This is a genomic window from Saprospiraceae bacterium (assembly GCA_016709995.1).
GTDB lineage: Bacteria > Bacteroidota > Bacteroidia > Chitinophagales > Saprospiraceae > JADJLQ01.
This window is the reverse complement of record JADJLQ010000001.1, coordinates 1,254,785-1,279,891: the sequence shown is the minus strand read 5'-3', so window position 1 is coordinate 1,279,891 and position 25,107 is coordinate 1,254,785. Positions and strand designations below refer to the sequence as shown.

Here is a 25,107-nt window from a genome sequence, read left to right as displayed (position 1 = left end):
TAGCATCCAAGCTCAATCATCAGGAGTGAAAGGCGCGATCAAGGATAAATCTACCAGGGAGGCTATGGTTGCGGCAACCATAGCCTCCGGTACAGTCGGTGGTATAACGGATGAAACAGGTCATTATCAAATCCTATTGCAGCCCGGAAAATATAGGTTGGACATATCGTATCTGGGATATACCACTGAGCACCGGGATATAGTCATCAAATCTGACGAGTGGATCGACCTGGATGTATGGATGGAATCAGCTGAAAATGTACTTCAGACTGCCGTCATCAGTGACAGTCGATATGCCAAACCCATCAGTGAAAGCACGATCTCTATGGAGGTGATCAAGAGCTCATTGATAGATCATCTCAACGCGACATCTGTTGATGAAGTATTGGACAAAGTCCCTGGCCTCACCATGGTAGGTGACCAGGCCAATATAAGAGGTGGAGCTGGATTTAGTTATGGAGCTGGTAGTAGGGTGTTACTGATGATCAATGAAGTGCCCGCTTTGCAAGCAGATGCGGGATACCCTAATTGGGATGATGTGCCTGTAGAAAACATTGAACAAATAGAGGTTATCAAAGGCGCTGCTTCAGCGAGTTATGGATCATCAGCTTTGAATGGTTTGATTCACGTGCGCACCGCCTATGCCAAATCAGATCCCATTTCCAAAGCATCCGTATTCTATAGCGCCGTGTTGCCTCCAAAAGATAGATCACAGCAATGGTGGCATGCCATTCCTTATACTACTGGCATGAGCTTTTCCCATAGCCAAAAGTATGGCAGACTTGATGTGGTGGGCAGTACTTATTTGCAAAAATCTAAAAGTTATAATGAGACATCAGGCTCAGAATATGCGAGAATCAACGGCAGTATTCAGTATAGGATTACTGACCGGTTGACGGCCGGTTTTCACCTCAACATGAACAGGAGAAAATCTCAAAGTTTTTTCTATTGGCGTGACGGCGTCACTGCTTATTTTAGACCTGACAGCTCTACTTTGAGCAATTCTAATTCTTTTCGATATCACATAGATCCTTTTATCACTTATTTTGACAAATCAGACAATAAACATGCTTTTAGGTCAAGAATCTATGTAGTAGACAATACAGTATCTAATGGTCAATCCAATAGTTCTACCTTATTATATGGAGAATACCAGTTTCAAAGGCAATTCAAAAAGCAAGGCATTTATCTGACTAGTGGATTAGTGGCCAATCATAACAGCAGCAATTCTGACTTATTCAGCCGGCTTCCATTTAAATCTGATAATCTTGGACTCTACCTGCAGGCGGAGAAAAAATTGTATGATCATACTACCGTTTCCGTGGGATGGCGGTTTGAAGATTATACCTTGCATCGACCCGAGGTATTTGAAGGTGATACTTTACCTGGAGGGATCCGGAAAGAAAATAAAAGTTTATGGAGAGTTGGAATAAATTCAAAAATCAACAAGGGTTTATATCTCAGAGCGAGCTGGGGGGAAGGTTTTAGATTCCCTACATTGGCAGAGCAATTTATCACTACTTCATTTGGGGCTACCTTCATTTCACCCAATCCCGGTCTAACTAGCGAGCGAGGTTGGAATGGCGAAGTAGGTCTCAAGCAAGGATTTCTTTGGAAAAAATCCAAGGGCTATTTGGATGCCGCAGTATTTTGGTCGAAATACACTGATATGATGGAATTTGTTTTTACCGGATTTGTCAAAGGATTTCAATCTCAAAATATTGGTAATACGGATATCAAAGGATTTGAAGTTTCAGCCGCAGGAGCAACACCTATCGGAAGACACCTGCTTACTTATACAGGAGGGTATACCTTTATTGAACCCAGGTTTGTTGAATTTACTGAAGAAGACAATCGGCGATCATCTGCGGATTTTAATATACTCAAATATCGCTCAAAACACCTTTTTAAGCTGGATATCGAAGACCAGCTAGGGCCATGGATATTTGGATCAGGCATTTTATATACGAGTAAAATGGAAGCCATAGATGCTATATTCGAATTGGTCATAAAGGGCCTCAAAGAATTTAGGCAAAATCATGGTGGATATACTGTTGTAGATCTGCGAGCTGCCAGATCCTGGCGAGGTGTGACTTTTAACTTGATTTTTAAAAACCTTTTTAATGAGATTTACACTTCCAGACCGGCACAAATGGAAGCTCCCAGAAATATTACTTTTAAAATTAACTACAATTTTTAATAGAGCTTAATCAGCAGCCATTGATTCATAAAGATTGAGAATGGTCTAAACATGCTTGTTACCATATTATCATAAATAACCATCTAAGCACATCATTATGGAAATCACTTTTAATACTCCTGCTGTTTTATTTCCTGCCATTAGTTTGCTGATGCTGGCATATACCAATCGATTTTTGGCCCTCGCCAATCTGATCAGAAAATTACATGAACAGTACAGGGCAGGCAAAGATGAAAAAATGATGTTGCTACAGATCATGGGACTTCGAAAGCGGTTGTATTATGTGAGGTGGATGCAGGGGCTCGGCGTCTTTAGTTTTTTGATTTGTGTTTGCACGATGTATTGTATCTATAGCGGGTGGCAGTCTATTGCGCATGGCTTGTTTGCAGTCAGTTTGATTTCATTGTCAGTTTCCCTTGTTTTTTCGTTGATTGAGATCATCCAGTCTACCAATGCCTTAGAGTTGGAGTTAAGTGATATGCAAGGATTGGAAGAAGAAGGTTTTTTTAAAGAACTTTGGAACAAATACAAAACAATGCGAAAATAAAAGAACTCCCAAAACAAGTCAGATCTGTATAGAACCAGGCAAAAAAAAGGCCCGATTAAATCGAGCCTTTAAAATTTTTAGTCTGAATGGATTATTTTGGGATTCTAAGCATTTGACCTGGATAGATTTTATCAGGATGTTTGAGCATAGGCATATTGGCCTCAAAGATTTCATTGTATCTCATTGGATCGCCATAAAAATGTTTGGCAATCTTTGACAATGAATCACCGGATTTTACTTCGTACATTTCAGCTTCTGGCTCTGATATTAAGACAGATACCCGATCATCAACGGAAGCAACTCCTTCTACATTGCCCAGCGCAAGTATCAGTTTTTCTTTGTCAGCTTGAGTTTGAGCTTGACCATATACTGTGACTTTGTCACCTTCAAGGTCAAGGTCTATATTGGCGATATCAAGGCCAAGGCCGGTAAGATAACTTTGCATAGCAGTGATCTTCCTTTCTCTTTCTATTGCTGCTGCATCTACCTCTGGTACTGCTGGTGCAGTGGGTGTTTTAGAGCCAAATAGCTTTTCTCCGGCTCCTTTTAAAAATGAAAATAATCCCATAAATACTTGTTTTTAATTGGTTAAAAAATTAATACTGCAAAATTAAATAAATCCGACTGGTTTTCCTAAAAAGATTGGTCGAGACTTCAACTTATCGCAAGCCTGTACCTGGAGTTCAATAAATCAAATTATATATTAAAAGGACTTCAGAGTAGCGGTTACTTATCTCTAAACTCTCCATGGATACTTTCGGCCAGTGCGGAAAGTGCACTGTGATTAGTTGTCTCTTTGGGCGAAGAAAAGTTCATGTCCATCATAGTGTTGATAGGCACCAGATGAATATGGGCATGTGGCACTTCTAATCCGATCACGGTGATTCCAATGCGCTTGCATTCTACCTTAGTTTGGATAGCATGCGCTACTTTTTTGGCAAATACCATCATCGCCCCGAGTGCATCATCTTCAAGATCAAAAATATAATCGGTCTCTTGTTTAGGGATCACCAGGGTATGACCTTTTGTCAATGGGTTAATATCTAAAAATGCAAGAAAGTCATCATTTTCAGCCACTTTATGGCAAGGGATTTCGCCTGCCACTATTTTTGAGAATATGCTTGCCAAGGTAGATTAGATATAAATATTTATGATCTCAAACTCGATCGTGCCATTTGGAGTACTGATCTCAGCTATTTCACCAATCTTTTTGCCGACGATTCCTTTGCCAATAGGGGATGCTACACTGAGTTTGCCTGATTTAAGGTCTGCCTCAGCTTCAGAGACCAATTTGTAGTCTTGTAGTTTACCTGATTTTTTATTACGGATGGTGACGGAGGACAATATATTTGCCCTGGAAATATCAACTTGAGATTCATCGACCAATTTTACATTGGCCAATTTTTTTTCCAATTCATTGATTTTGTATTCCAGCATGCCTTGCGCATCTTTTGCAGCATGGTACTCCGCGTTTTCTGAAAGATCGCCTTTTTCCCTAGCCTCCGCAATAGCTTTCGATGCATCTTGTCTTCCATTCCCTTTTAATTCATCGAGCTCGTGTTTCAATTTTTCAAAACCTTCAGGGGTCATTAATGTCAATTCCATGATATTAACAGTTTTTAAATTAGAATAAAAAAAATTATAGAGTGGCTATGTCCTGAGACGCAGATCTGTTGACCGTATGATTGATAAAGCTCTCCATGTATAGATCAAATCGAAAATACAAAGAACGTTTTCAGTATCCTTCCGAAAACGTTCTTTAGTAAAATTCTTCTGCCAAAGATAATACTTTCTTCCTGCATGGGTCAAGTTTTTTAAAGGTGGAAAATCAAATTGTAGCCTTAACCAGCGTATCTGATGTATACCCAATGTATCAAGACCAATTCTCTAATAATTGGACAAAATGAATTAAGCCCAGCAAATTTATATCCGTAATATATTCGTATTCCTGTCAGCAACAATTCATACCTTTAGAATAATTCTAGCAGGTTTTTATGAAACAGATATTGGCATTGATTTTAAGTATTTCTATCTTATATCTTTCCGCTCAGGAAATACCTTTACCAGAACACCCGCGACCAGATTTTTACCGCAGCCTCTGGATGAATCTCAATGGAAGTTGGGATTTTGAGTTCGATTCTTTAGATCGTGGGCTTAATGAAGCCTGGTATGCTTCAGGAAAAGTACTTTCAAAAAATATAGTAGTTCCTTTTCCATGGGGATCGCCCCTTTCTCAAGTCAAAGACGAAGCAGATATAGCTTGGTACAAAAGGTCAATCCGGGTCCCAAATGAGTTTGTTGGCAAAAGAACCTTTCTGGTCCTGGGGGCTTGTGATTGGGAGACTTCGGTTTGGCTGGATGGGCACTTCCTTGGTAAGCATGAAGGTGGCTATATGCCTTTCGAATTTGATTTGACTCCATATCTCAATGGTTCAATGGCTCACGAAGTAACGATCAGGGTAGATGACAAAAGAAGGGACTTTACTTTGTATGGCAAGCAGGGTTATGGCAATGCACGTGGTATGTGGCAGACGGTCTACCTGGAGGCTCGTGGCCGGGATTTTATTGATGCCGTCCATTGCTTACCTGATATTGATCTACACAAGGTTCATGTTACCGTAGCTATTACTGAAGCCCCAGTCGAACCAAAATCATTTACCATTCACGTTCTGGGCGAAGGTTATGATGCGAAGGGAAGTGGAATAATTTCTGCTGGGATGACAGAGGGTTCGTTAGATATAGCGATCCGGGACCAACATCTTTGGTGTTTGGAGGATCCATATCTATACAGTATGATTGCCGTTTTGGGTGCGGATACCGTGCACACCTATTTTGGCATGCGCAAGATTTCTGCGGTCAATCTTCCAGGCACTAATATTCCCTACATAGCTATCAATAATAAGCCAATATATCTTCAATTAGCCCTGGATCAATCTTATCACCCGGAGGGATATTATACTTTCCCATCAGATCAATTTATGAAGGAGGAGATCCTTCGAAGCAAATCTATCGGTCTCAATGGTATCCGTACCCATATCAAGCCGGATCTGCCTCGCAAGCTCTATTGGGCTGATAGGCTGGGGCTATTAGTGATGGCTGATCTACCCAACAGTTGGGGAGAGCCTACAGAGCGGATGCAACATGAAGCTGAAACTACCTTGCGCCAAATGATCAAACGGGATTTTAATCATCCTTCTATTTTTTCATGGATAGTCTTCAATGAGACCTGGGGTCTGACTACCAAACAAACTATCGACGGTAAAACAAAAAGTCAATACCTCCCGGAAACTCAACAATGGGTGACCACCATGTATCATCTGGCAAAGGGATTAGACCCAACCAGGTTGGTTGAGGACAATTCTATATGTTGTGGGCGAGGCCATACAGAGACAGATATCAATAGCTGGCATGAATACCTTCCGGGCTGGGCATGGGATGACCATTTAAAAAAAATTACAGAAAATGATTATGCAGGTAGTACATTTCATTTTGAAAAAGGATATCTGCAAGGCAATCAACCAAATATTAATTCTGAATGTGGCAATGTCTGGGGATACGAAGGGAGCACCGGTGATGTGGATTGGAGTTACGATTACCATCGCATGATCAATACTTTTAGGATGTATCCCAAGGTGGCTGGTTGGTTATATACCGAACACCATGATGTAATCAACGAATGGAATGGTTATTGGCGATTCGACCGTTCAGAAAAACAAACAGGATTGGGTGAAATCTTCCCCGGCATGACCTTGAATGATCTGCACAGCAAATATTATCTTTCACCAGGAAACGAAATCACTAAGAATGTTCAGGGGGGCTCTACGATCGATGTACCCTTGTACCTATCCATTTATGATGACCTCCGGGTAAACAAGTTTTCTAAAGGGCATCCCTGGACAATTGGCGCTTTCCACGGAATCCTTACACTAAAAAATATACTCATCGGTATGGTGATCATTTTGTTTGGAGTCTTGGAGTTTACAGGTTTTGGCAGAAAGCCGTGGCGGGTACAATCCGTTGCAGCCGGAGGGCTTTTGTCAGGATTTTTAGGCGGTTTCAGCGGTCACCAGGGGGCGTTAAGAAGTGCGTTTCTCATACGATACCCCATCAGTAAAGAAGTGTTTATTGCTACCGGAGTGGCGATCGCTTGTTTGGTAGATATTACCCGACTGTCTGTTTACTTGCCCAATCTTGTGCATGGCCAGTTACCGCCCGGTTATGAATTGGTGTTCATCGCCATCGTGGCTGCCTTGTGTGGTGCCTGGGTAGGGAATGGGCTATTGAAAAAACTGGACATAAATGTTATTAAAAAGATAACTGCTGTTTTTGTCATCACGATCGGAGTAGCAATCTTGCTCGGCATTTTATAAAATTTGATTAAACATGGCTTGGAATTGGCTTTCAGATAGAGTCCCCGGATATCAAACTATAGCGCAAAGGCTGGGAATGCAGTTTTTTGAACAGGATGTCAACAAACTGGTTTTTACAAATCATAAATCCTTCCAATTGTTCAGACTGGGTATGGCCAGGAAAGTAAGATTTATTTTGGAGGGGTGTACGAATCAAGATGAACCCCTGAGGGTATTTGAATACAATTACACCATCTCTACTGGTAAATCTTCACACACTTATATCCAGCATGTATATTCTGTAAATCTTTTTAAACCAATTCCAAGTTTTGTCATCAAACCACAAAATTTTTTTCATGAGATAGGCAAGTGGTTCGGAATGCAGGATATCGAGTTTAACGCCTACACAGAGTTTAACAAAAACTACCTGGTAAAATCAAAAGAAGAGCAAGCTTTCAGAAGTTTTTTTAACGATCAGATTTTAGGATTCTTGAGCTATGAGACCGGTTGGATGATAGAATGTAACGGTGATCAGATCATTTATTATAAACCTGCTAAAAGAATGAATGAAGAAATGATCGAGCCATTCGTGCAGGTTGCTTCAACCATGCACGATTTATTGGTAGGGCGGGAAACTATCCGATCCTGATCAAATTGGTGAAAGCCCAGTTTTATATAAAATTCAAGATGTTTGTGATGGTCTTACTTCTATTTTACTCGGCAAGGTCCTTGGATTCATTGTAAGCAGATCGATGACCAATTTTCCTATATCTTCCGGTTGGATTTTCCAGGCATCTTTTTCATCAGGTATATGATTGTTAAAATAGGTAGCTACTGATCCCGGCATAATCGTAGTCACTTTGATTTTAAATGGTCGAAGATCAAGCATGATGGCTTGAGAAAAACCAACCAAACCAAACTTGCTGGCATTATAAGCAGAAGCCTGTGGAAAAAAATTGGTCCCTGCCAGGCTGGCTACGGTGATAATATAACCCTGGCTTTCTTTGAGCATTGGAATAGCAGCCTGTACACTGTTGAAAACTCCCGTTAGATTGGTGTCAATTGTATCATGCCATTGAGCTGAAGTCATCTGATCAATGGGTACAAAATGACCTACTCCGGCATTGGCTATCAGCACATCCAACTGCCCCCATTGGGCTTTGATTTTAGCGACAGCAGCTTGCTCATCTTCAGCTTTTTTAACATCGGAATGCAGAAGCAGAAAATTATCTTTAGAAAATGCAGTAGTATCAAGTGTATCGATGTTTCTCGCACTGACAGCTACTTTCATTCCATGGTTCAAAGCTTCTTTTAAGATACCCAGGCCAATACCTTTGGTACCTCCTGTGATATACATTACTTTGCCGGCCAGATGATTCATATTTGAGGTCTTTAATTATATCTTTTTGTGATAGTCTCTATCAAAGATGCAAAAAAAAGCCATCCCAGGCATCCCGGAATGGCTTTAAAACAAAACCTATGACATTTTATTATAAAGCTTTGCCGAAGGCAAGATTGACTTTGAGATTAAATTCGTCGTGGATCATTTTATCACCAATATTTGGAAAAAATTTGCCACTGCCATATCTGATATCAAAATCTGTACGGTCCAATTTGATGTCTGCAGTGGCCGTACCACCAGATTGATTCACCAGTGCATTAAAAACCACCTCTTTGGTAATCCCCTTTATAGTCATGTCTGCAGTAACGGTATATACCCCTGCTGACAGGAGCGCTGCATTTTTCACCACAAGCGTCGCAGAATTAAATTTTTCTACACTAAAAAAATCATCACTTTTTAAATGACCTAATAGTTTGGCGCCCCATTCTCCCTGCAGATCTGTGATAGCAAGTGTAGTCATGTCAATTTCAAATTTTCCTGCCATCAGTTTTTCACCTTCAAATTCGAGGTTGCCACTTTTTACGCCTACGGTACCATTGTGCTTACCTGTGACTTTAGAAGCAAACCATTCAACCTTGCTTTCAGTTGGATTGATTTTGTATGGTATTGGTTTAGGAGCTATATTGGCAATAGATGCAAATGCAAATGTCAAAAAAAGCAAAGAACTGAAAAATTTCATGTTGAGATATTTTATGTTTAAAATGTATTTGATGGTAAGGAAACGTACAAGATTGGACAAGTGTTCATAAAATACTAACTTCCAAAACTTAAAGTTTTCTTAAAAGCAATTACGTTAAATCGTCTATCTCAGTTGCTTTCAGTATTCATTCAATCACTTTTTGAATCTGAAGCTTCATTTATTTTTACTTTAACAAAAGTTGAAAAGGCATCAACATCTTCGGTTTAAAATAGTCCTGGTCCATCTGTTTAAAATAGGTGACCGCAGGATACCATGATTTGAAATATTTTTTTAAAAGAATGTCCTCGGTATTCGAATCCTCATTAGAGATTTCTTCAATTAGTTTTGTCCATGAATCTTTAACGAGTGGATATTCTGAGATCTTGTATTTTTCTAGTTTGGCCAATCGGGCTGCACAATTCATGGCGGCATCGAGGTCGCCAATTTGATCGACCAGCCCATTGGATTTTGCTCTCGCCCCTGACCATACACGACCTTGAGCTATCGCATGGATATCGTCTTTAGACTGATGCCTGCCTTTCGAGACAACGGTTAGAAATTTATCATAGACCATATCTGTTTGCTTTTGTGCAAACACTCCTTCTTCAGACGACCAAGGTAAGAGCGGGCTGAAGGCCGTGGCGTATTTAGCGGTTTTTACGGTATCAATGTTTACTCCTAATTTTTCGTTTAAGAGTTCGCTGGCATTGGGCACCATAAAGAATACCCCGATAGAGCCGGTGATAGTGTTAGCTTGAGCAAATATGCTGTCCGCATGACAAGCAATATAATAACCTCCTGATGCAGCATAATCTCCCATTGAAACTACTATAGGCTTGCCGGTTGATTTGATCAAATCGACTTCATGTAAGATATTGTCAGATGCCATGGAGCTTCCCCCCGGGCTATTGATTCGTAATACGACCGCTTTGACTTTGTCATCTTCCCTGATTTTTCTTAAGATTCTGGTGTATTTGGCAGATCCGGTCTGACCATATTTTCCTTCCCCATCTACTATTTCTCCCTCAGCATATACTACTGCTATACGATCGGTGGCTCCAGTTACGACAGGTTTGACTCCGGGTGTCTCAAAATATCGATTGATGGTGACAATCGATGGTTTATCAGCATCAGAGCCTTTAAGACCCTCCTGTAATAATTTGTAGAGATCATCAACATAACCCAAAGTATCTGCCAACTTGTAGGTCACTGCATCCTGAGGACTTTGAATGAGGTATTCATTGGCTATTTTTCTGATTTGATCGATGGGGATGTTCCGGGAGCTGGCGATATCCGCAAGATGTATTTGGTATAGATCTTCGAGGTACTCCCTGGTTTGTTTTCTGTTTTGATCACTCATCTTATCCAGCCTAAAAGGTTCCGTAGCACTTTTGAACTGTCCGGCATAATAAATGTCAAATTTTATCCCCACCTTATCTAAAAGATCTTTAAAAAAAGGAATCATCGCGCCATACCCTCTGAAGTCGATGGTGCCATTTGGGTTGAGCATGACTTTGTCTGCGGTAGATGCTAAATAGTAGGCTCCTTCAGTATAGACATCAGCGTAGGCATAGATTGGTTTGCCGGACTTTTTAAAATCTAAGAGCGCGTTATGAAGTGCCTGTGCGCTGGCTGCTCCTAAATTAGAATAAGTGGATCGGAACAAAATCCCTTTTATTTTTGAATCGCTTGAAGCTTTTTTAATACAAAGTAAGAGGTCAGTGAGACCAATTTCTTTTTTCTGAGTCAGGGAAAAATTAAATTTTTCAACATTGTCAGTTTTGTCAGGATATACGTGGTCAGATCGTATTTCGAGAAAGCTGGCCTTGTCCAGAGGTTTATGGGATTGATTAGAGGAGACACTAGCCAGTCCTGCCAGTATGGTAAAACTTATAATTCCTAAAAGTAATATCCCTGCGATAGTACCTAAACAAGAACCCAGTAGCAGTTTAAAAAAGTTCATTTTTTTTGAATATGGTTTTAATGATGCAAATTAATCCAATCAATACCATTAGTGACCTTTTTTCGAATAAATAGCCATTGTAATCTACCAAGTCCACTATTTTGAGCTTTTCTGTTTCGTAGATTGGAGACTCAAATAAGATTGCAAGGTTAAAGGTCTATGAAACTTTAAGCGTGGTTATATTTATTTTAATGGCTTTAACGAGACAGATTTTCGAATAATTGTCTATTATTGCGGCCACAAAAGGATTTTATATTAACCATGGACGGCTCAGGCAGTAGTTATGATTCAATTTTATACCAGGGTAGATGGCCATTTGAAGCAGTTGCAACAAGCTTCGCCGGGGTGTTGGATAGACATTCATCCTCCCTTTGAGCAAAATGAGTTAGAATCATTTGCAGTTTCCAAAGAAATTCCTTCTGATTATTTAACGGATTCCCTTGACCCGGACGAACGATCACGATATGAACGCTGGGATGAAAACCTCCGCTTTATATTGATTCAGACTCCCATTCTCAATCCGGATGAGGAAGAAAATCAGCCTATTTACATCACCATACCAATTGGTCTGCTCATTACCCCTGATACCATTATCACCATTTCCGCTCATGAGAATACCATCTTGAAAAAATTTATCGATGGCAAAGTAAAAAATGCTGATCCCGCGGATATCAGGTCGTTTACGCTACATATACTTGATCAAAATGTGTGGGCATATCTCGATAGCCTCAAACGCTTAAATTTAAAGCGCAACCTTATAGAACAAGAGCTCTACGATTCCAGTAGAAATGCTGAATTAAAGCAGCTTTTAAGGATAGAAAAAAGCCTCGTGTATTTCGTCAACTCACTGAGTGCTAATGATCTGGTTAAAATGAAAATGAAACGAACAGACTTCCTGCAGATCACTGCAGACGAAGACAAGACAGATTTGTTTGAAGACATCCTCATCGACAATAATCAGGCGCTTGATATGGCCAATAGACACACCAATATCCTGTCTGGCACCATGGAAGCTTATGCAAGCATAGTCTCCAATAACCTCAATAAGTTTATCCAAAGACTGACCGTGGTGACCATCATTTTAATGGTGCCTACACTGGTTGCCAGCTTTTACGGGATGAACCTGAAGTACCTCCCCTTAGAGGACAATCCGATGGCTTTTTATTATATTTTGTTTCTTTCCGTTTTGCTGATTGTGTTCCTCGTTTGGTTCTTTAGGCACAAACAAATGTTTTAAAGCCTTTTTACCCTAATAAGTCATTTCAATGACTTCCTTTTTTTAAGATTAATTGATTTTTGGATACAGTTGCTAACAATTTATAAATTTTTAAATTGTTGATGTTCAATGTATTATGATCATTATCAACACTATGTTAGTAATTTCAAAACATATTAAAGAAATGTTTCATTTATTTAGCATCATACTTTAGTGATTTTTTTAATATGTCTTAAAGAAGTACATACAAAAAATAATCCGATATGAATGTTGAAACCAAGATAAAAATTAAAAAAACTTATATAAAAAATTTCTATATTAAGTTTAGATTAACAGATAAGAGCTTTATTTTTGATCCGCAGAACAGATAAATCGAATATTACTTCCGAAGCATCTCTCTGCATCTCATAGTCATCCATTTTCTAACCAATCCAATCAAACTGATATAAACAGTATGGAGCAACGTGTCGAACCAATTCTACAAGAGAACCCTAACCGGTTTGTGATATTCCCTTTACAACATAATGATATATGGCAGTTTTATAAAGACTCTGTAGCCACCTTTTGGGTAGCAGAAGAGATTGACCTTGCACAAGACATCATCACCTGGCAAGAGGGGCTGACAGATGACGAAAGACATTTCATCAAACATGTATTGGCCTTTTTTGCTGCCAGTGATGGCATCGTCAATGAAAACCTGGCAGAAAATATGCTCCGCATGGTGCAGTATCCCGAAGCTAAATTTTTCTATGGCTACCAGATCATGATTGAAAACATACATTCAGAGACCTATTCTTTATTGATAGACACATATATCAAGGATCCTCAGGAGAAGGATTACCTCTTCCATGCCATAGATCATATGCCTTGTGTCAAGAAAAAAGCTGATTGGGCGATGCGTTGGATAGAGCAGGGCTCGTTTCATGAGCAGCTGGTTGCATTTGCCGCGGTAGAAGGCATATTTTTTAGTGGATCGTTTTGTTCCATCTTCTGGCTCAAAAAGCGTGGCTTGATGCCTGGACTCACTTTCTCCAATGAGCTGATATCCAGAGATGAAGGCATGCACTGTGATTTTGCCTGTATGATCTATAATAAGCATCTGGTCAATAAATTATCAGATGAGCAAGTCGAAAACATCATCAGAGATGCAGTAGAGATTGAGAAGGAATTTGTCACGGATGCCTTGCCAGTACGCCTGATCGGTATGAATGCAGATCTGATGTGCCAGTATATCGAGTTCGTAGCAGACAGGTTATTGATGTCATTGGGCAATAAAAAGATATACAATGTGGAGAATCCTTTCCCATTTATGGAGATGATCTCTCTGACCGGCAAAACTAATTTCTTCGAAAAGAGAGTGGGGGAGTATAAGAAATCGGGCATCGGTACTACGCGAGACACACAAGTATTCAGCATCAATGCTGACTTTTAACATATAAACTACACAAAAACTACAATTAAGGTCAAGACTAGGCTATTATCTCAAAACTACTACAAATAAGAAAACCAAATTAACAAAGAAAACTACTATGAAGGTCTTAAAAAGGAGCGGAAAACAAGAGGAGGTGTCATTTGACAAAATCACAGCCCGCATCAAAAAGCTGTGCTACGGCCTCAACTCTACCTATGTAGAACCCATCGAAATTGCCAAAAGAGTGATCATCGGACTCTATGATGGCGTCAAAACTACCGATCTGGATGTATTGGCTGCGGAGACAGCTGCCTCTCTGGCTACAGTTCATCCGGATTATGCACTGCTAGCTGCCCGAATCGCTGTATCCAATCTGCACAAAGAAACCAAGAAGTCCTTTTCTGAAACCATCCATGACCTATTTAACTATGTAGACCCAAAGACAAACACCCCCGCCGGCCTGATCGGAAAAGAGACGCACGATATCGTCATGAAATCTGCTGATAAACTCGATTCAGCGATCATCTACGATCGGGATTACAATTTCGATTATTTTGGTTTTAAGACCCTGGAGCGATCCTACTTGCTCAGAATGTATGGCCAAGTAGTCGAAAGGCCTCAACATATGCTCATGCGGGCGTCAGTAGGTATTCACGGCACAGACATCACAGCAGCCCTGGAGACTTACGAACTCATGTCAGAGAAATGGTTTATCCATGCGACACCGACTTTGTTTAATGCAGGGACGCCCAAACCACAACTTTCTTCTTGTTTTCTTCTGAGCATGACCGATGATAGTATTTCTGGGATATTTGAGACCTTATCCCGCTGCGCCAAGATTTCTCAAAGTGCAGGCGGTGTGGGCCTGAGCATCCATAATGTGAGAGCACAAGGTAGTTATATCCGAGGCACAGGCGGTACGAGCAATGGTATTATACCCATGCTCAAGGTGTTCAATGATACTGCAAGGTATGTTGATCAGGGTGGTGGCAAGCGAAAAGGCGCTTTTGCGATCTACCTGGAGCCCTGGCACTCTGATATCTTTGATTTTCTTGAATTGAAAAAGAATAATGGCAAAGAAGAAGTACGTGCCCGAGATTTGTTTTACGCCATGTGGGTCCCCGACTTATTTATGGAACGCGTCAAGGCAGACAGTACCTGGTCATTATTCTGCCCTAATGAAGCCCCGGGACTTTGTGACACCTACGGTCCGGAATTTGAAAAGTTATATACTCAGTACGAACGCGAAGGCAAAGCCCGCAAAGTAATCCGCGCTCAGGAGCTGTGGTTTGCTATTCTCGACTCTCAGACAGAGACCGGCACTCCATATATATTATACAAAGACGCCGCCAATCAAAAATCTAATCAAAAAAACCTGGGCACCATCCGATCCAGCAATCTCTGTACCGAAATCATGGAGTACACTTCTCCAGACGAGGTAGCAGTCTGCAATCTGGCGTCGATCTCTCTGCCTAAATATATCAATGATAAAAAAGAGTTTGATCACCAAAAGCTTATGGAGATCACCCGGGTGATTACACGCAATCTCAATAAGATCATCGATATCAATTATTATCCCATCCCGGAGGCGAGAAATAGCAATTTCAGACACAGACCGATCGGCATCGGTGTACAAGGACTTGCAGATGCATTTATTTTGATGGGATTTGCTTTTGATAGTCCTGAAGCCAGATTGTTGAATAAAGAAATCTTCGAGACTATCTATTATGGTGCCTTGCTCGAATCCTGTGCCTTGGCTGAGAAAAATGGTGCCTATGAGTCATATAAGGGATCTCCCGCCAGTGAAGGTATACTCCAGTACGATATGTGGAATGTGACACCTTCGACCAGATGGAACTGGTCCGATCTTAAAAAACAAATCAAGAAACACGGTATCAGAAATAGTCTATTGCTGGCTCCTATGCCGACAGCATCCACTTCGCAGATATTAGGCAATAATGAGTGCTTTGAGCCATACACTTCCAATATTTATACAAGAAGAACACTCTCAGGCGAATATGTAGTAGTCAACAAACATCTGCTGCATGACCTGGTCAGCCTGGGTCTTTGGACCAAAGAGATACGAGAGAAAATCATTGCTTCCAACGGATCTATCCAGCACATCATGGAGATCCCACCCAAGATCAGAGAACTCTATAAAACAGCCTGGGAGCTGAGTCAAAAAGTCCTCATTGATATGTCAGCGGACAGAGGGGCATTTATCTGCCAGAGTCAGAGTCTCAACCTGTTCGTGGAGAGTCCCAATTTTGCCAAGTTGTCTTCCATGCACTTTTATAGCTGGGGCAAGGGTCTCAAAACCGGCATGTATTATCTCCGCAGCAAAGCTGCAGTGGACGCCATCAAATTTACCCTCAGTGATGAGTATCAAAAGAAATTCGTCGTTACAGAGCCCGATGCCAAGATGACGGTCAGTGATCTGGACGAAACAGATGCTCCACCGATACCCAAAGCATCCCGACTCCAAAGTGTACCTTCAGTCGCTCCACAGGAGACGGTAGACGCAATGCTCAATGAACCGATCATGGCGAGTGCAGTACAGGCTTGTAGTATTGATAATCCGGATTGTGAGGCTTGTAGCGCGTAAGAAAGGATAATTCCTACTGACCTGGATGCTTGAACAACATCCAGGTTTTTTTATATTTTAATTTCGATTTTTCATTATGAAATTATTAACCCTTTTGTACTTTTTCCTGTGGAGTTTAACTTCCTTCACACAGGATCAAGAATCACTAATTTTTGCTCATGGAACCTTTACTTATTTTGCAAAGTGTAAAGATGGAGTAATCTGCGTTAGCGACTCGAGAATCACTAAAACTGAGAAAAATAATTTTGGAGAATCAAAATCGTATACTGATGGGAATACCAAGATTTTTAATCATGAGGAATAATATTTGCATTCTCAAGTAATTTAACTATTGGAAAAAATATATTCAGGATTTGTTGAATGGATTTACCATTACTAAAGAATGCAAAACAATGTTTTAGACAGCTTTTATGGACGGTTGCTTTCATTGAAAGGAAGTGAGTCTTATATTAATAAAGGGAAATGTATTCTTAGCTGGTAAGGAGTGAAAATGGCAATCTTTTTTTTTTTCGCAGTATTTTGATAAACAAACTCAATTGTTACCTGACTGATTCGGAAAATTATCTAACAAATCGAAGTGACTTTAGTACCAAAATGAATTTCAATCTTAAGACAATGGACGAAGCATTTGAGATTATTCAAGATGAAATTCAAACGTATTCTTCTAATGTTGATGAAATTGGAGGCAAGCTGATCGGGTTTAAATTGTATAATGATGGTAAGGTGAATAGTATTGAAAATGGGAAAATTATAGTCCATTTTAACCTTGCAGAAAATTTCGACCAATTAAATATTACTAATCAACAAAATTACACCACTTATAATATTCAACCTTATTCTGAAAGTCTCATAGTTACTTCATTAATGAGTGCTCCTAAAAAAAATATAACAACAGCTAATATTTTCGATCAAAACATTCCTCCCGAGGTCATTCCTTTAGGTGGTTTTTCAATTGTTCCACAATCTAATTGAGGATTTTTCAAGTTTTATTTCAAATGATAAAAATTTAATCACTCAAAACCAGTGGGATCTATTCATAAATCCCTAACTCAAATCTATCAAAATTGACTTCAAATAGTATTTTGAATATAGAAGGAATGCCTATCTCAAAATTTGATATTGACCCTAATTCAAAAGTTATTGATTTCTCTTTATTGAATAATCCTTATTCAAGCGCCATGCCTATAACGATTTCACCTTTTCAAAACAGTAGCTTCAAAGTGCTTCGTTCATCGAACTAATTTTATTTTTCGCCATTCTACTTGTGTTGAATCTGTTTAGCTTTGAGTGAATTTAGCTTTTGGTTATATCCAAGCTTAAATTTTACATCTAATTGATTTTCTGTTTTTTATATAACATTTTTGTATTAATCTGAATCCATTTCCTGGCAAATAGGTGCTGGTCACATTTGTCAACTGTGGCACATTTTTGCTGAGAGATGGTTATTCATTTGTAGTAACAGGGCAAAGACCAATAACACCCCATTCACAATAAAAACTGACACCTTGTCTAATAAGCTGTATCTTTGTCACGTGATTTTAGATTATTAAGCATTTCTCCTTCGATTAGTTTTCCTCCCCAACAAGAGTTTTATTTTTCACAGCAGACTACTTTCTACCCTTTATTCACGTTATTTTTTAATCTTTTATTTTTTTTTCAAGCATGAAAATTTATGTTTCAAATCTTGGATTCGGTGTTACTGATGCCGATCTGAGTACCTTTTTCACCGAGTATGGTGAAGTAGTATCTGCCAAAGTGATTATGGATCGGGAGACCGGTAGATCACGTGGTTTTGCATTCGTAGAAATGTCTGACGAAGAAGCTGGTAAATCAGCGATTCGTGGACTTAACAACAAAGACATCGATGGCCGTACCATCTCTGTTTCTGTAGCCAAAGACAAATCTCAACTAGGAACAAGTAGTTTCGGTGGGGGCAATAGCTCTTTTAAGAAAAAGTGGTAAGCCTCGTGCTCATCCTTTTTTAGGAATCAATCACCCATTTTATTTAAGATAAACTGAGTAAGATATAAAAGACAGCAGCGATGCTGTCTTTTGTCGTTTTAGGGATATAGTTAGATGAAATAGCACCGATTTGGTGGCTCCAAGCAACTTTTGGGGTCAAACATTGTCTTTGATCGTATGCACGGAGTGATATATGGCCTGTGGTTTTTAACTTTGGTATTATCCGCTTGCTCCAAACAGGTTGAGGTAGTCCCGCGTGCGTGGGAAGACCCGGGGTTGATCGATTTGCATCGTCCTTGGGAGGTTTCGTCTCCGGCGAGTCAGCACTTGGTAGATGATGCCGTGACGGAAGTAATGGAGAGAGGTGCAAAAGTCCAAGGTTTGCAATCTATTGTAATTGTCAAGAATGGTAAACTTATAGGCGAAAAATATTACCAGGGCACTGCTGAGGATTTAAGGCATATCCGGTCCTGCACAAAAACTATAGTCTCTTTACTTGCAGGTATTGCTATTGAACAAAAACAATTAGAGTCTGTCGACCAACCCATATTTCCGGACCTATCTCCGGTCCAGGTACAAGCTAAAGACACTTTTTTCCAAAGTATCAGACTCAAGCACCTTCTCACTATGACAGGAGGCTTTCATTGGGACGAATCGGATTTTACACGTTGGATCGATGCTCCAAATCAATTTATTGATATCCTGGGCCATGATTTAGATCATCCTCCGGGTACCTATTTTAATTATTGTTCTCCGTCCAGCCATCTGCTTGGAGCCATCATCTCCAAGGCAGCCGGGGCTACGCTGGATTCTTATGCTCAAACACAATTATTTGATTACCTGGGCATTGAGCATTCGTCGTGGCTACAAGATCATGAGGGTTACCAGTTTGGGGCATTTGGACTACAGTTGGCTACCCGCGATATGGCCAAAATTGGATACTTATTGATACAACAAGGACACAATGGCATCATTCAAGTCGTACCCGCCACTTATATTGATCGTTGTGTCAAAAATATTTTGACCAAGCCACAACTTTTAGGCCCGCTTCAACTTGGGTTCGGCTATTCAATCTGGACTACCACATCCATTCATCATACCGGATATCTGCTTTGGGGATATGGGGGGCAATTTATCTATTGTGTCCCATCTGAGTACCTGGTCATAGCGAGTAGCGCGGCATACGATCTCGATCAGTCTGATGCTACCAAACAGGAGACTAGTATCATGCATTATATAGTGGATGCAGTCCATAAATCAATCTATTAAAATATGCAGTGAAAGCTTAGATTGTATGATTACATCATGTATGTAATATTTGGTACTTTATTCTATATTTAGTCATGGATGATTTAATTATACGTGAAGCTCATTTGGATGACCTTCCTGGTTTGTTAAAATTCGAACAAGGGGTGATCCATGCAGAACGACCTTATGACGATCAAATCAGGCCTGGATCGATCCAGTATTATGATCTTGCAGCTTTGATTCAAGGTCAGGATTCTGTGGTGATGGTGGCTGAGTACCAGGGTGAATTAATCGCATCAGGCTATGCGGACATCAGGGTACAAAAGCCTTATTATCTAGGAGACCGATATGCCTATCTTGGGTTCATGTACGTATTACCTGCTTATAGAGGCAACAATATAATCAATCATATCCTGGACGCCCTAAAACTGTGGAGTGCTGATAGATCTATATCGCAGCTTTGGTTAGAAGTATATGAAGAAAACAAATCAGCGATCCGGGCATATCAGAAAGCAGGCTTTCAAAAAAGGTTGGTCGAAATGAGACTGACTATATAGATATACCCTCTGAAGGCAACCGGCATTTAAATAACCTCGTTTGGATTATTAAATGTCAAACATGAAAAAAATAACTTTTGCCTTTTCTTTTACCATCTTGATGTTACTAAATGCTTGTAGTAAAGACGAGGACAATGGGGATTCCGGAGGAAATAATGGGGGGAATTCTGGCGGAGGAAATACCACTGTAGATTGTGGGCCAGTAGCCAAAGCTTTCGCCGCAGATGTCAAACCAATCATCACAGCCTCATGTACTGGGTCCACCTGTCACGCCAGTGGAAGTGGCAATGGACCTGGAGCTTTGCTGACTTATGATCAAATCAATGCTGCTAAAGTAAATATCAAATCCGCTGTAAGTAGTGGTCTTATGCCTAAGGAAGGGAAACTAACCACAGCTCAAAAAAACACCATCATCTGCTGGATTGATGCTGGTGCTCCAAATAATTAGTGATGTGATTAAGCCTATATATTAGTTTTTTGAAACCTGCCCAGTACTCCTCGGCAGGTTTTTTTTAGAACTCCCTGCTCTTCTCAATGATTTTAACAAAAATTTATATTTATTCTTTAAATCATTCCCATCTGGATTTTGATACTTTTACACTGTGTTTTCTAAAACAAGTATAATAAAATGGATATCAAAGTCCGCAACCTGACCAAGGTTTATGGACCGCAAAAAGCGGTAGACAATATCAGTTTTGATGTAAAACCAGGAGAAATTTTGGGATTTCTGGGTCCCAATGGTGCCGGCAAGACGACCACCATGAAAATGATCGCCCAGTATCTGGATATTGAGCAGGGAGATATACTCATCGGAGGCAAGTCTTTAAAAGATCACAGCCTTAAAAGTGAAATCGGGTATTTGCCTGAAAGTAATCCACTCTATCACGAGATGCCGATCATAGACTATCTGGAATATGTAGCGGCGCTTCAAGGTCTCTCCAAGGATAGGACCAAAGAACGAGTACGTGAAATGATCAAAGTTTGTGGCCTGGATATAGAAAAACACAAACTCATCTCCGAGCTTTCAAAGGGGTATAAACAACGGGTAGGTCTGGCTCAGGCCATGATTCATGATCCGGCTATCTTGATCCTGGACGAGCCTACCACAGGTTTGGATCCTAACCAAATCATCGAAATCAGAGAATTGATCAAAAATCTTGGCCGTCAAAAAACAGTGTTGTTCAGTACTCATATTCTGCCGGAAGTAGAAGCTACCTGTGATCGGATTTTGATCATCAATAAAGGCAAGATTGTAGCGGATGGTACTGCCACCACGCTCAGGCAACAAGCTCAGGGTCAGGATATCTATCATGTACGCATCGAAGATGGACCTGTCGAAGAGGTTCGCAACCGGATACGATCGCTGGCTTCTGTAGAAAGCGTCGATATCCTCGATGCCGGCAGACACCGATTTGAAGTGATCAGCAAACCCAATATACCTTCTAATAGAGACCTGTTCAATTTAAGTGTGCAACATAAATGGGTGATCACAGAGATGATACCTTTTGAAACGAAGTTAGAGGATATATTCAGAGATCTTACCATGAATTAAGTGATAGCTGCATTCATTTATTCTAAAATCTTCAATCAATCATATGTCTAAAGTATTTGTAATAGCCCGTAAGGAATTTGGATCCTTTTTTGACTCCCTGGTGGCCTATATCTTGTTGGCGGCATTTCTGGGCTTTAGTGGTTTTTTTACCTGGATCCAGGGCAGTGATATTTTTATGCGCCGCGAAGCGGACCTTGAAGTGTTTTTCTCTGTGGCTCGATGGACGCTGTTTTTCTTTATTCCTGCGTTGACGATGAAAATGGTGGCTGAAGAAAAGAAAACGGGGACCATTGAGATGCTCCTCACCAAAGATGTCACGGACAGAGAGGTGATCCTGGGTAAGTTTATGGGCTGCCTGATGTTGGTCAGCGTGGCTTTACTGTTCACCTTGCCTTATTATATGAGTGTGGCGTGGTTGGGCAAGATGGATCATGGGGCTACGATCACTGGTTATGTTGGTTTGTTATTGATGTCTGCTGCCTACATTGCTATCGGACTTTTTGCAAGCAGCATCACCAATAATCAGATAGTGGCTTTTTTGCTGGCTTTATTGATTGGGATATTTTTTCATCTATTGTTTGACTTTATTGCAGCCGGCACCTCTGGCTGGATGAGTGATTTGTTTCAAACTTTAAGCCTGACTAATCATTACGATTCTATCTCGAGAGGGGTAGTCGACACCAAAGATTTGATCTACTTTGGGTCATTGACGGCGATTGGACTATTTCTGGCTGAATATTTTATTTCAAAGCGATAATCATTTTATAAAAGTATAATCGTGATCATGAAAAAAAATCTAACTACCATATTGTTGATTTCCGGGATCTTGCTCATCGTCAATCTGTTATCGAGAAGGTATTTTATAAGACTTGATTTGACTAAGAGCGGAGAATTTACCTTGAGCAAGTCTACAAAAAACATCTTAAGAGGATTGGAAGATCCTATCACCATCAGCGCGTATTTTTCAAAGGATCTGCCAGCCAATATCACCAAAGTGCGTACAGATTTCAAAGACCTTTTGGTCGAGTACAGCAATCGAAGTGGCGGCAACATTAATTACGAGTTCATCAATCCCAACGAAAGTGAAACCATAGAACAGGAAGCGATGCAAGCCGGCATTCGACCTATCATGATCGATGTAAGAGAGAAAGATCAATCAAAACAACAAAAAGCATATCTCGGCGCTGTATTAAAAATGGGTGACCGAACAGAAGTATTACCTTTTGTCCAGCCCGGAGCTTCAATGGAATACGATCTCACCACCGCCATCAAAAAAATCTCTAATCTCAACAAACAGGCGATCGGCCTGGTCCAAGGATATGGGGCTGCCAGCATGCAGGAATTGGCTCAAGTCAACCAGGCGCTACAAGCACTGTATATTGTAGAACCTGTAGACCTAAATAATCCAATTGATCCTAAATTTAAAACGATCTTATTCGTAAGACCTAAGGATACGATCCAACCCATCGCCTTTCAAAATCTCGATCAATTTTTAGAGAGGGGAGGGAATATGGTAGCAGCAGTCAATGCGGTAGATGGAGACCTGCAGAATGCCATGGGTCAGGTGGTATTTACAGGATTTCCGGAGTGGTTAGCCACTAAAGGCATTCATATAAATAACGATTTGGTGATAGACTCCAGGTGTGGTCAGGTCAACGTGCAGCAACAGCAAGGTTTTTTTACCATGATGACTCCTGTCAAATTTCCTTATCTCCCTATGGCTGCTAATTTTAGTACCAATCCGGTGACCAAAGGGTTAGAACAAGTGATATTTCCATTTGTCAGCAGTGTCACGGTGAGAGACAGTTCGCTGAGATATATCTCCCTGGTCAATTCTTCTGAAAAGTCTAATACTGTCCCGGTACCAACCATGTTTGATATTCAAAAGCAGTGGACTCAGACCGATTTCCCCAAAAATAATATTTCGATGGGTGGGATCGTAGAAAAGATAGGATCTCCGGCATGGAAGATGATCGTGTATGGTGATGGTGACTTTGCAGTCAATGGACAAGAGGGTAGAGGAATGTCACCGGACAATATCAATCTACTGGTCAATAGCGTCGACTGGATGAGCGATGAATCAGGTCTGATGGAGCTCAGGACCAAAGGTGCCACCACCCATCCCATCAAGGAAATTGACGAGTCCCAGCGCAGCTTGATCAAATATGCCAATTTTATTCTTCCGGTTTTGTTGGTGCTGCTGTATGGTTTTATCAGGTCACAACAGACTAAATCAGCCAGAATTCGCAGGATGCAAGAGCGTTATGTTTAAAATGAGTGATCACCATTTAATTGTGTTTTCGATATGAATAATAAAAAACTATTGTACGTATTTCTGGGATTGATCGCCATCTTAGGTTTGACACAGTTGTTCAATAGCAGAAAAGATCGGTCTTTTAAATCTGAATTGGTCAATGTGGATACTTCCAAAGTGACCAGGTTGGTCCTTCATCCTCAATCAGAAAATCATGCAGAGATCATACTTTCTAAGGAGAATGGGGAGTGGATAGCAGAGAAAGGACAGAAAAGAGCCAAAACAGAACCTGGTTCAGTATCCTCCATACTCAAAGAACTGGTATCTATCAAAGTGAAATCAATTGCCACTCAATCCAAAGCCAGGTGGCAGGAATACGAGATCTCAGACAGTGCAGGATCCAGGATAGAGGCTTATGCAGGTGCGACCAAATTAGCCGATTTTTATAGTGGCAAGTTTGGGTTCAACCCCCAAGCCAAAAATATGACTTCATACCTTAGGGACGCTGGAGACAATGCGGTATATGCAGTAGAAGGATTTCACAGCATGACATTTAATCCCTCTTTCAGCTCGTTTAGAGATAAAACCATCAGTGCGTTTAGGCCTGATCAATGTACCCAGGTGAGCATCCAAAGTGGAGGCACTGCTATCAACCTTACCAAATCAGGTATGCATTGGACTGCCAATGGAGCTCAAATATCCGATACCATGGCAGTGCCTAATTTTTTGAACAGTATACAACACATGCGTGGTACAGATTTCAATGATGATTTCGTAGCTGGTGCTGCTATTCATTCTGCGAAAATAGTGACCGATATTAACCCGATCGATATTAATATCTATTCCTCTGGAGATTCTACCAGGCCATTTATGGTACACAGTTCTCTCAATCCTGAGGTTTACTTTGCTGAAGATTCATCTGGAGTGTATCGAACTTTAATTGAGGGATTGAATAAGTTATTGGAGAAAAAATAAGGATTTGGCCTTCCACTTGCTTTTTTATTATATCCAATAAAAATTAATTAACCTGTGCCGTTTGCGGAGCTCAAACTTGCAAGCTTTGCAGAGTAATCCTTTGAGGGGTTAACTATGTTAGTTTTTTTCAACAATCAATATTCCAATTCTAAAATCAAATAATTCTAACCAATACTAACCAGCATGG

At 40.4% G+C, this 25,107-nt stretch carries 22 protein-coding genes; 16 read left to right on the top strand and 6 right to left on the bottom strand.

Going from position 1 to position 25,107, the window contains the following annotated elements; genetic code table 11:
- Positions 1-25: 25 nt before the first annotated feature.
- Both IPJ09_05385 and IPJ09_05380 read left to right on the top strand, forming a co-directional pair.
- Positions 26-2,200 (top strand): TonB-dependent receptor, encoded by a 2,175-nt coding sequence (locus IPJ09_05385; GenBank protein ID MBK7370863.1) that lies wholly within the window; start codon positions 26-28, stop codon positions 2,198-2,200.
- A gap of 97 nt (positions 2,201-2,297) precedes the next feature.
- Positions 2,298-2,747: a DUF2721 domain-containing protein gene (locus tag IPJ09_05380; protein MBK7370862.1), complete on the top strand. Its 450-nt coding sequence runs from the start codon at positions 2,298-2,300 to the stop codon at positions 2,745-2,747.
- Positions 2,748-2,838: 91 nt separating this feature from the next.
- Here IPJ09_05380 and lysM read toward each other — a convergent pair whose 3' ends face one another.
- The 3 genes from lysM to greA form a co-directional block, all read right to left on the bottom strand.
- Positions 2,839-3,315, bottom strand: coding sequence for a peptidoglycan-binding protein LysM (gene lysM / locus IPJ09_05375; protein MBK7370861.1), 477 nt, complete (start codon positions 3,313-3,315; stop codon positions 2,839-2,841).
- Positions 3,316-3,473: 158 nt separating this feature from the next.
- A complete protein-coding gene (locus tag IPJ09_05370; GenBank protein ID MBK7370860.1) occupies positions 3,474-3,875 on the bottom strand; it encodes an HIT family protein in 402 nt (133 codons plus the stop codon).
- Between the two features lie 6 nt (positions 3,876-3,881).
- Positions 3,882-4,355: a transcription elongation factor GreA gene (gene greA / locus IPJ09_05365; protein MBK7370859.1), complete on the bottom strand. Its 474-nt coding sequence runs from the start codon at positions 4,353-4,355 to the stop codon at positions 3,882-3,884.
- 386 nt (positions 4,356-4,741) lie between these two features.
- On the opposite strand from greA, the gene IPJ09_05360 reads away from it, so the two are divergent.
- Together IPJ09_05360 and IPJ09_05355 are read left to right on the top strand one after the other, a co-directional pair.
- The gene (locus IPJ09_05360; protein MBK7370858.1) at positions 4,742-7,117 is read left to right on the top strand and encodes a TSUP family transporter; all 2,376 of its coding nucleotides are present in this window, start codon (positions 4,742-4,744) and stop codon (positions 7,115-7,117) included.
- 13 nt (positions 7,118-7,130) lie between these two features.
- The gene (locus tag IPJ09_05355) at positions 7,131-7,745 is read left to right on the top strand and encodes a hypothetical protein (GenBank protein MBK7370857.1); all 615 of its coding nucleotides are present in this window, start codon (positions 7,131-7,133) and stop codon (positions 7,743-7,745) included.
- 33 nt (positions 7,746-7,778) lie between these two features.
- On the opposite strand, the gene IPJ09_05350 is transcribed toward IPJ09_05355, so the two are convergent.
- The 3 genes from IPJ09_05350 to sppA all read right to left on the bottom strand — a co-directional run bounded on the left by IPJ09_05350 (position 7,779) and on the right by sppA (position 11,140).
- Positions 7,779-8,477, bottom strand: a complete 699-nt coding sequence (locus tag IPJ09_05350; protein ID MBK7370856.1) for an SDR family oxidoreductase — start codon at positions 8,475-8,477, stop codon at positions 7,779-7,781.
- 109 nt (positions 8,478-8,586) lie between these two features.
- Positions 8,587-9,177, bottom strand: a complete 591-nt coding sequence (locus tag IPJ09_05345; GenBank protein MBK7370855.1) for a YceI family protein — start codon at positions 9,175-9,177, stop codon at positions 8,587-8,589.
- A 184-nt stretch (positions 9,178-9,361) separates the two neighbouring features.
- Positions 9,362-11,140: a signal peptide peptidase SppA gene (gene sppA / locus IPJ09_05340; GenBank protein MBK7370854.1), complete on the bottom strand. Its 1,779-nt coding sequence runs from the start codon at positions 11,138-11,140 to the stop codon at positions 9,362-9,364.
- 283 nt (positions 11,141-11,423) lie between these two features.
- Between sppA and IPJ09_05335 the strand changes: the two genes are divergently transcribed.
- From IPJ09_05335 to IPJ09_05280, 12 genes are all read left to right on the top strand, one after another.
- Positions 11,424-12,377, top strand: a complete 954-nt coding sequence (locus IPJ09_05335) for a magnesium transporter CorA family protein (protein ID MBK7370853.1) — start codon at positions 11,424-11,426, stop codon at positions 12,375-12,377.
- A 433-nt stretch (positions 12,378-12,810) separates the two neighbouring features.
- Positions 12,811-13,788 carry a ribonucleotide-diphosphate reductase subunit beta gene (locus IPJ09_05330; protein MBK7370852.1) on the top strand — a complete coding sequence of 326 codons (978 nt, stop codon included), beginning with the start codon at positions 12,811-12,813 and terminating at the stop codon, positions 13,786-13,788.
- 97 nt (positions 13,789-13,885) lie between these two features.
- Complete coding sequence (locus IPJ09_05325; GenBank protein MBK7370851.1) at positions 13,886-16,372, top strand: ribonucleoside-diphosphate reductase subunit alpha; 2,487 nt, start codon at positions 13,886-13,888, stop codon at positions 16,370-16,372.
- A 615-nt stretch (positions 16,373-16,987) separates the two neighbouring features.
- Complete coding sequence (locus IPJ09_05320) at positions 16,988-17,344, top strand: hypothetical protein (protein ID MBK7370850.1); 357 nt, start codon at positions 16,988-16,990, stop codon at positions 17,342-17,344.
- Between the two features lie 690 nt (positions 17,345-18,034).
- Positions 18,035-18,334 (top strand): RNA-binding protein, encoded by a 300-nt coding sequence (locus IPJ09_05315; protein ID MBK7370849.1) that lies wholly within the window; start codon positions 18,035-18,037, stop codon positions 18,332-18,334.
- 150 nt (positions 18,335-18,484) lie between these two features.
- A complete protein-coding gene (locus IPJ09_05310; GenBank protein ID MBK7370848.1) occupies positions 18,485-19,603 on the top strand; it encodes a serine hydrolase in 1,119 nt (372 codons plus the stop codon).
- 74 nt (positions 19,604-19,677) lie between these two features.
- Entirely contained in the window at positions 19,678-20,139 is a 462-nt protein-coding gene (locus IPJ09_05305; GenBank protein ID MBK7370847.1) for a GNAT family N-acetyltransferase, read from the top strand.
- A 61-nt stretch (positions 20,140-20,200) separates the two neighbouring features.
- Positions 20,201-20,587, top strand: a complete 387-nt coding sequence (locus IPJ09_05300) for a hypothetical protein (protein MBK7370846.1) — start codon at positions 20,201-20,203, stop codon at positions 20,585-20,587.
- Between the two features lie 180 nt (positions 20,588-20,767).
- Entirely contained in the window at positions 20,768-21,691 is a 924-nt protein-coding gene (locus tag IPJ09_05295; GenBank protein ID MBK7370845.1) for an ATP-binding cassette domain-containing protein, read from the top strand.
- Between the two features lie 43 nt (positions 21,692-21,734).
- Positions 21,735-22,448 carry an ABC transporter permease subunit gene (locus IPJ09_05290; GenBank protein MBK7370844.1) on the top strand — a complete coding sequence of 238 codons (714 nt, stop codon included), beginning with the start codon at positions 21,735-21,737 and terminating at the stop codon, positions 22,446-22,448.
- A gap of 27 nt (positions 22,449-22,475) precedes the next feature.
- Positions 22,476-23,963 carry a GldG family protein gene (locus tag IPJ09_05285; protein ID MBK7370843.1) on the top strand — a complete coding sequence of 496 codons (1,488 nt, stop codon included), beginning with the start codon at positions 22,476-22,478 and terminating at the stop codon, positions 23,961-23,963.
- A 33-nt stretch (positions 23,964-23,996) separates the two neighbouring features.
- A complete protein-coding gene (locus IPJ09_05280; GenBank protein ID MBK7370842.1) occupies positions 23,997-24,920 on the top strand; it encodes a DUF4340 domain-containing protein in 924 nt (307 codons plus the stop codon).
- Positions 24,921-25,107 lie beyond the last annotated feature (187 nt).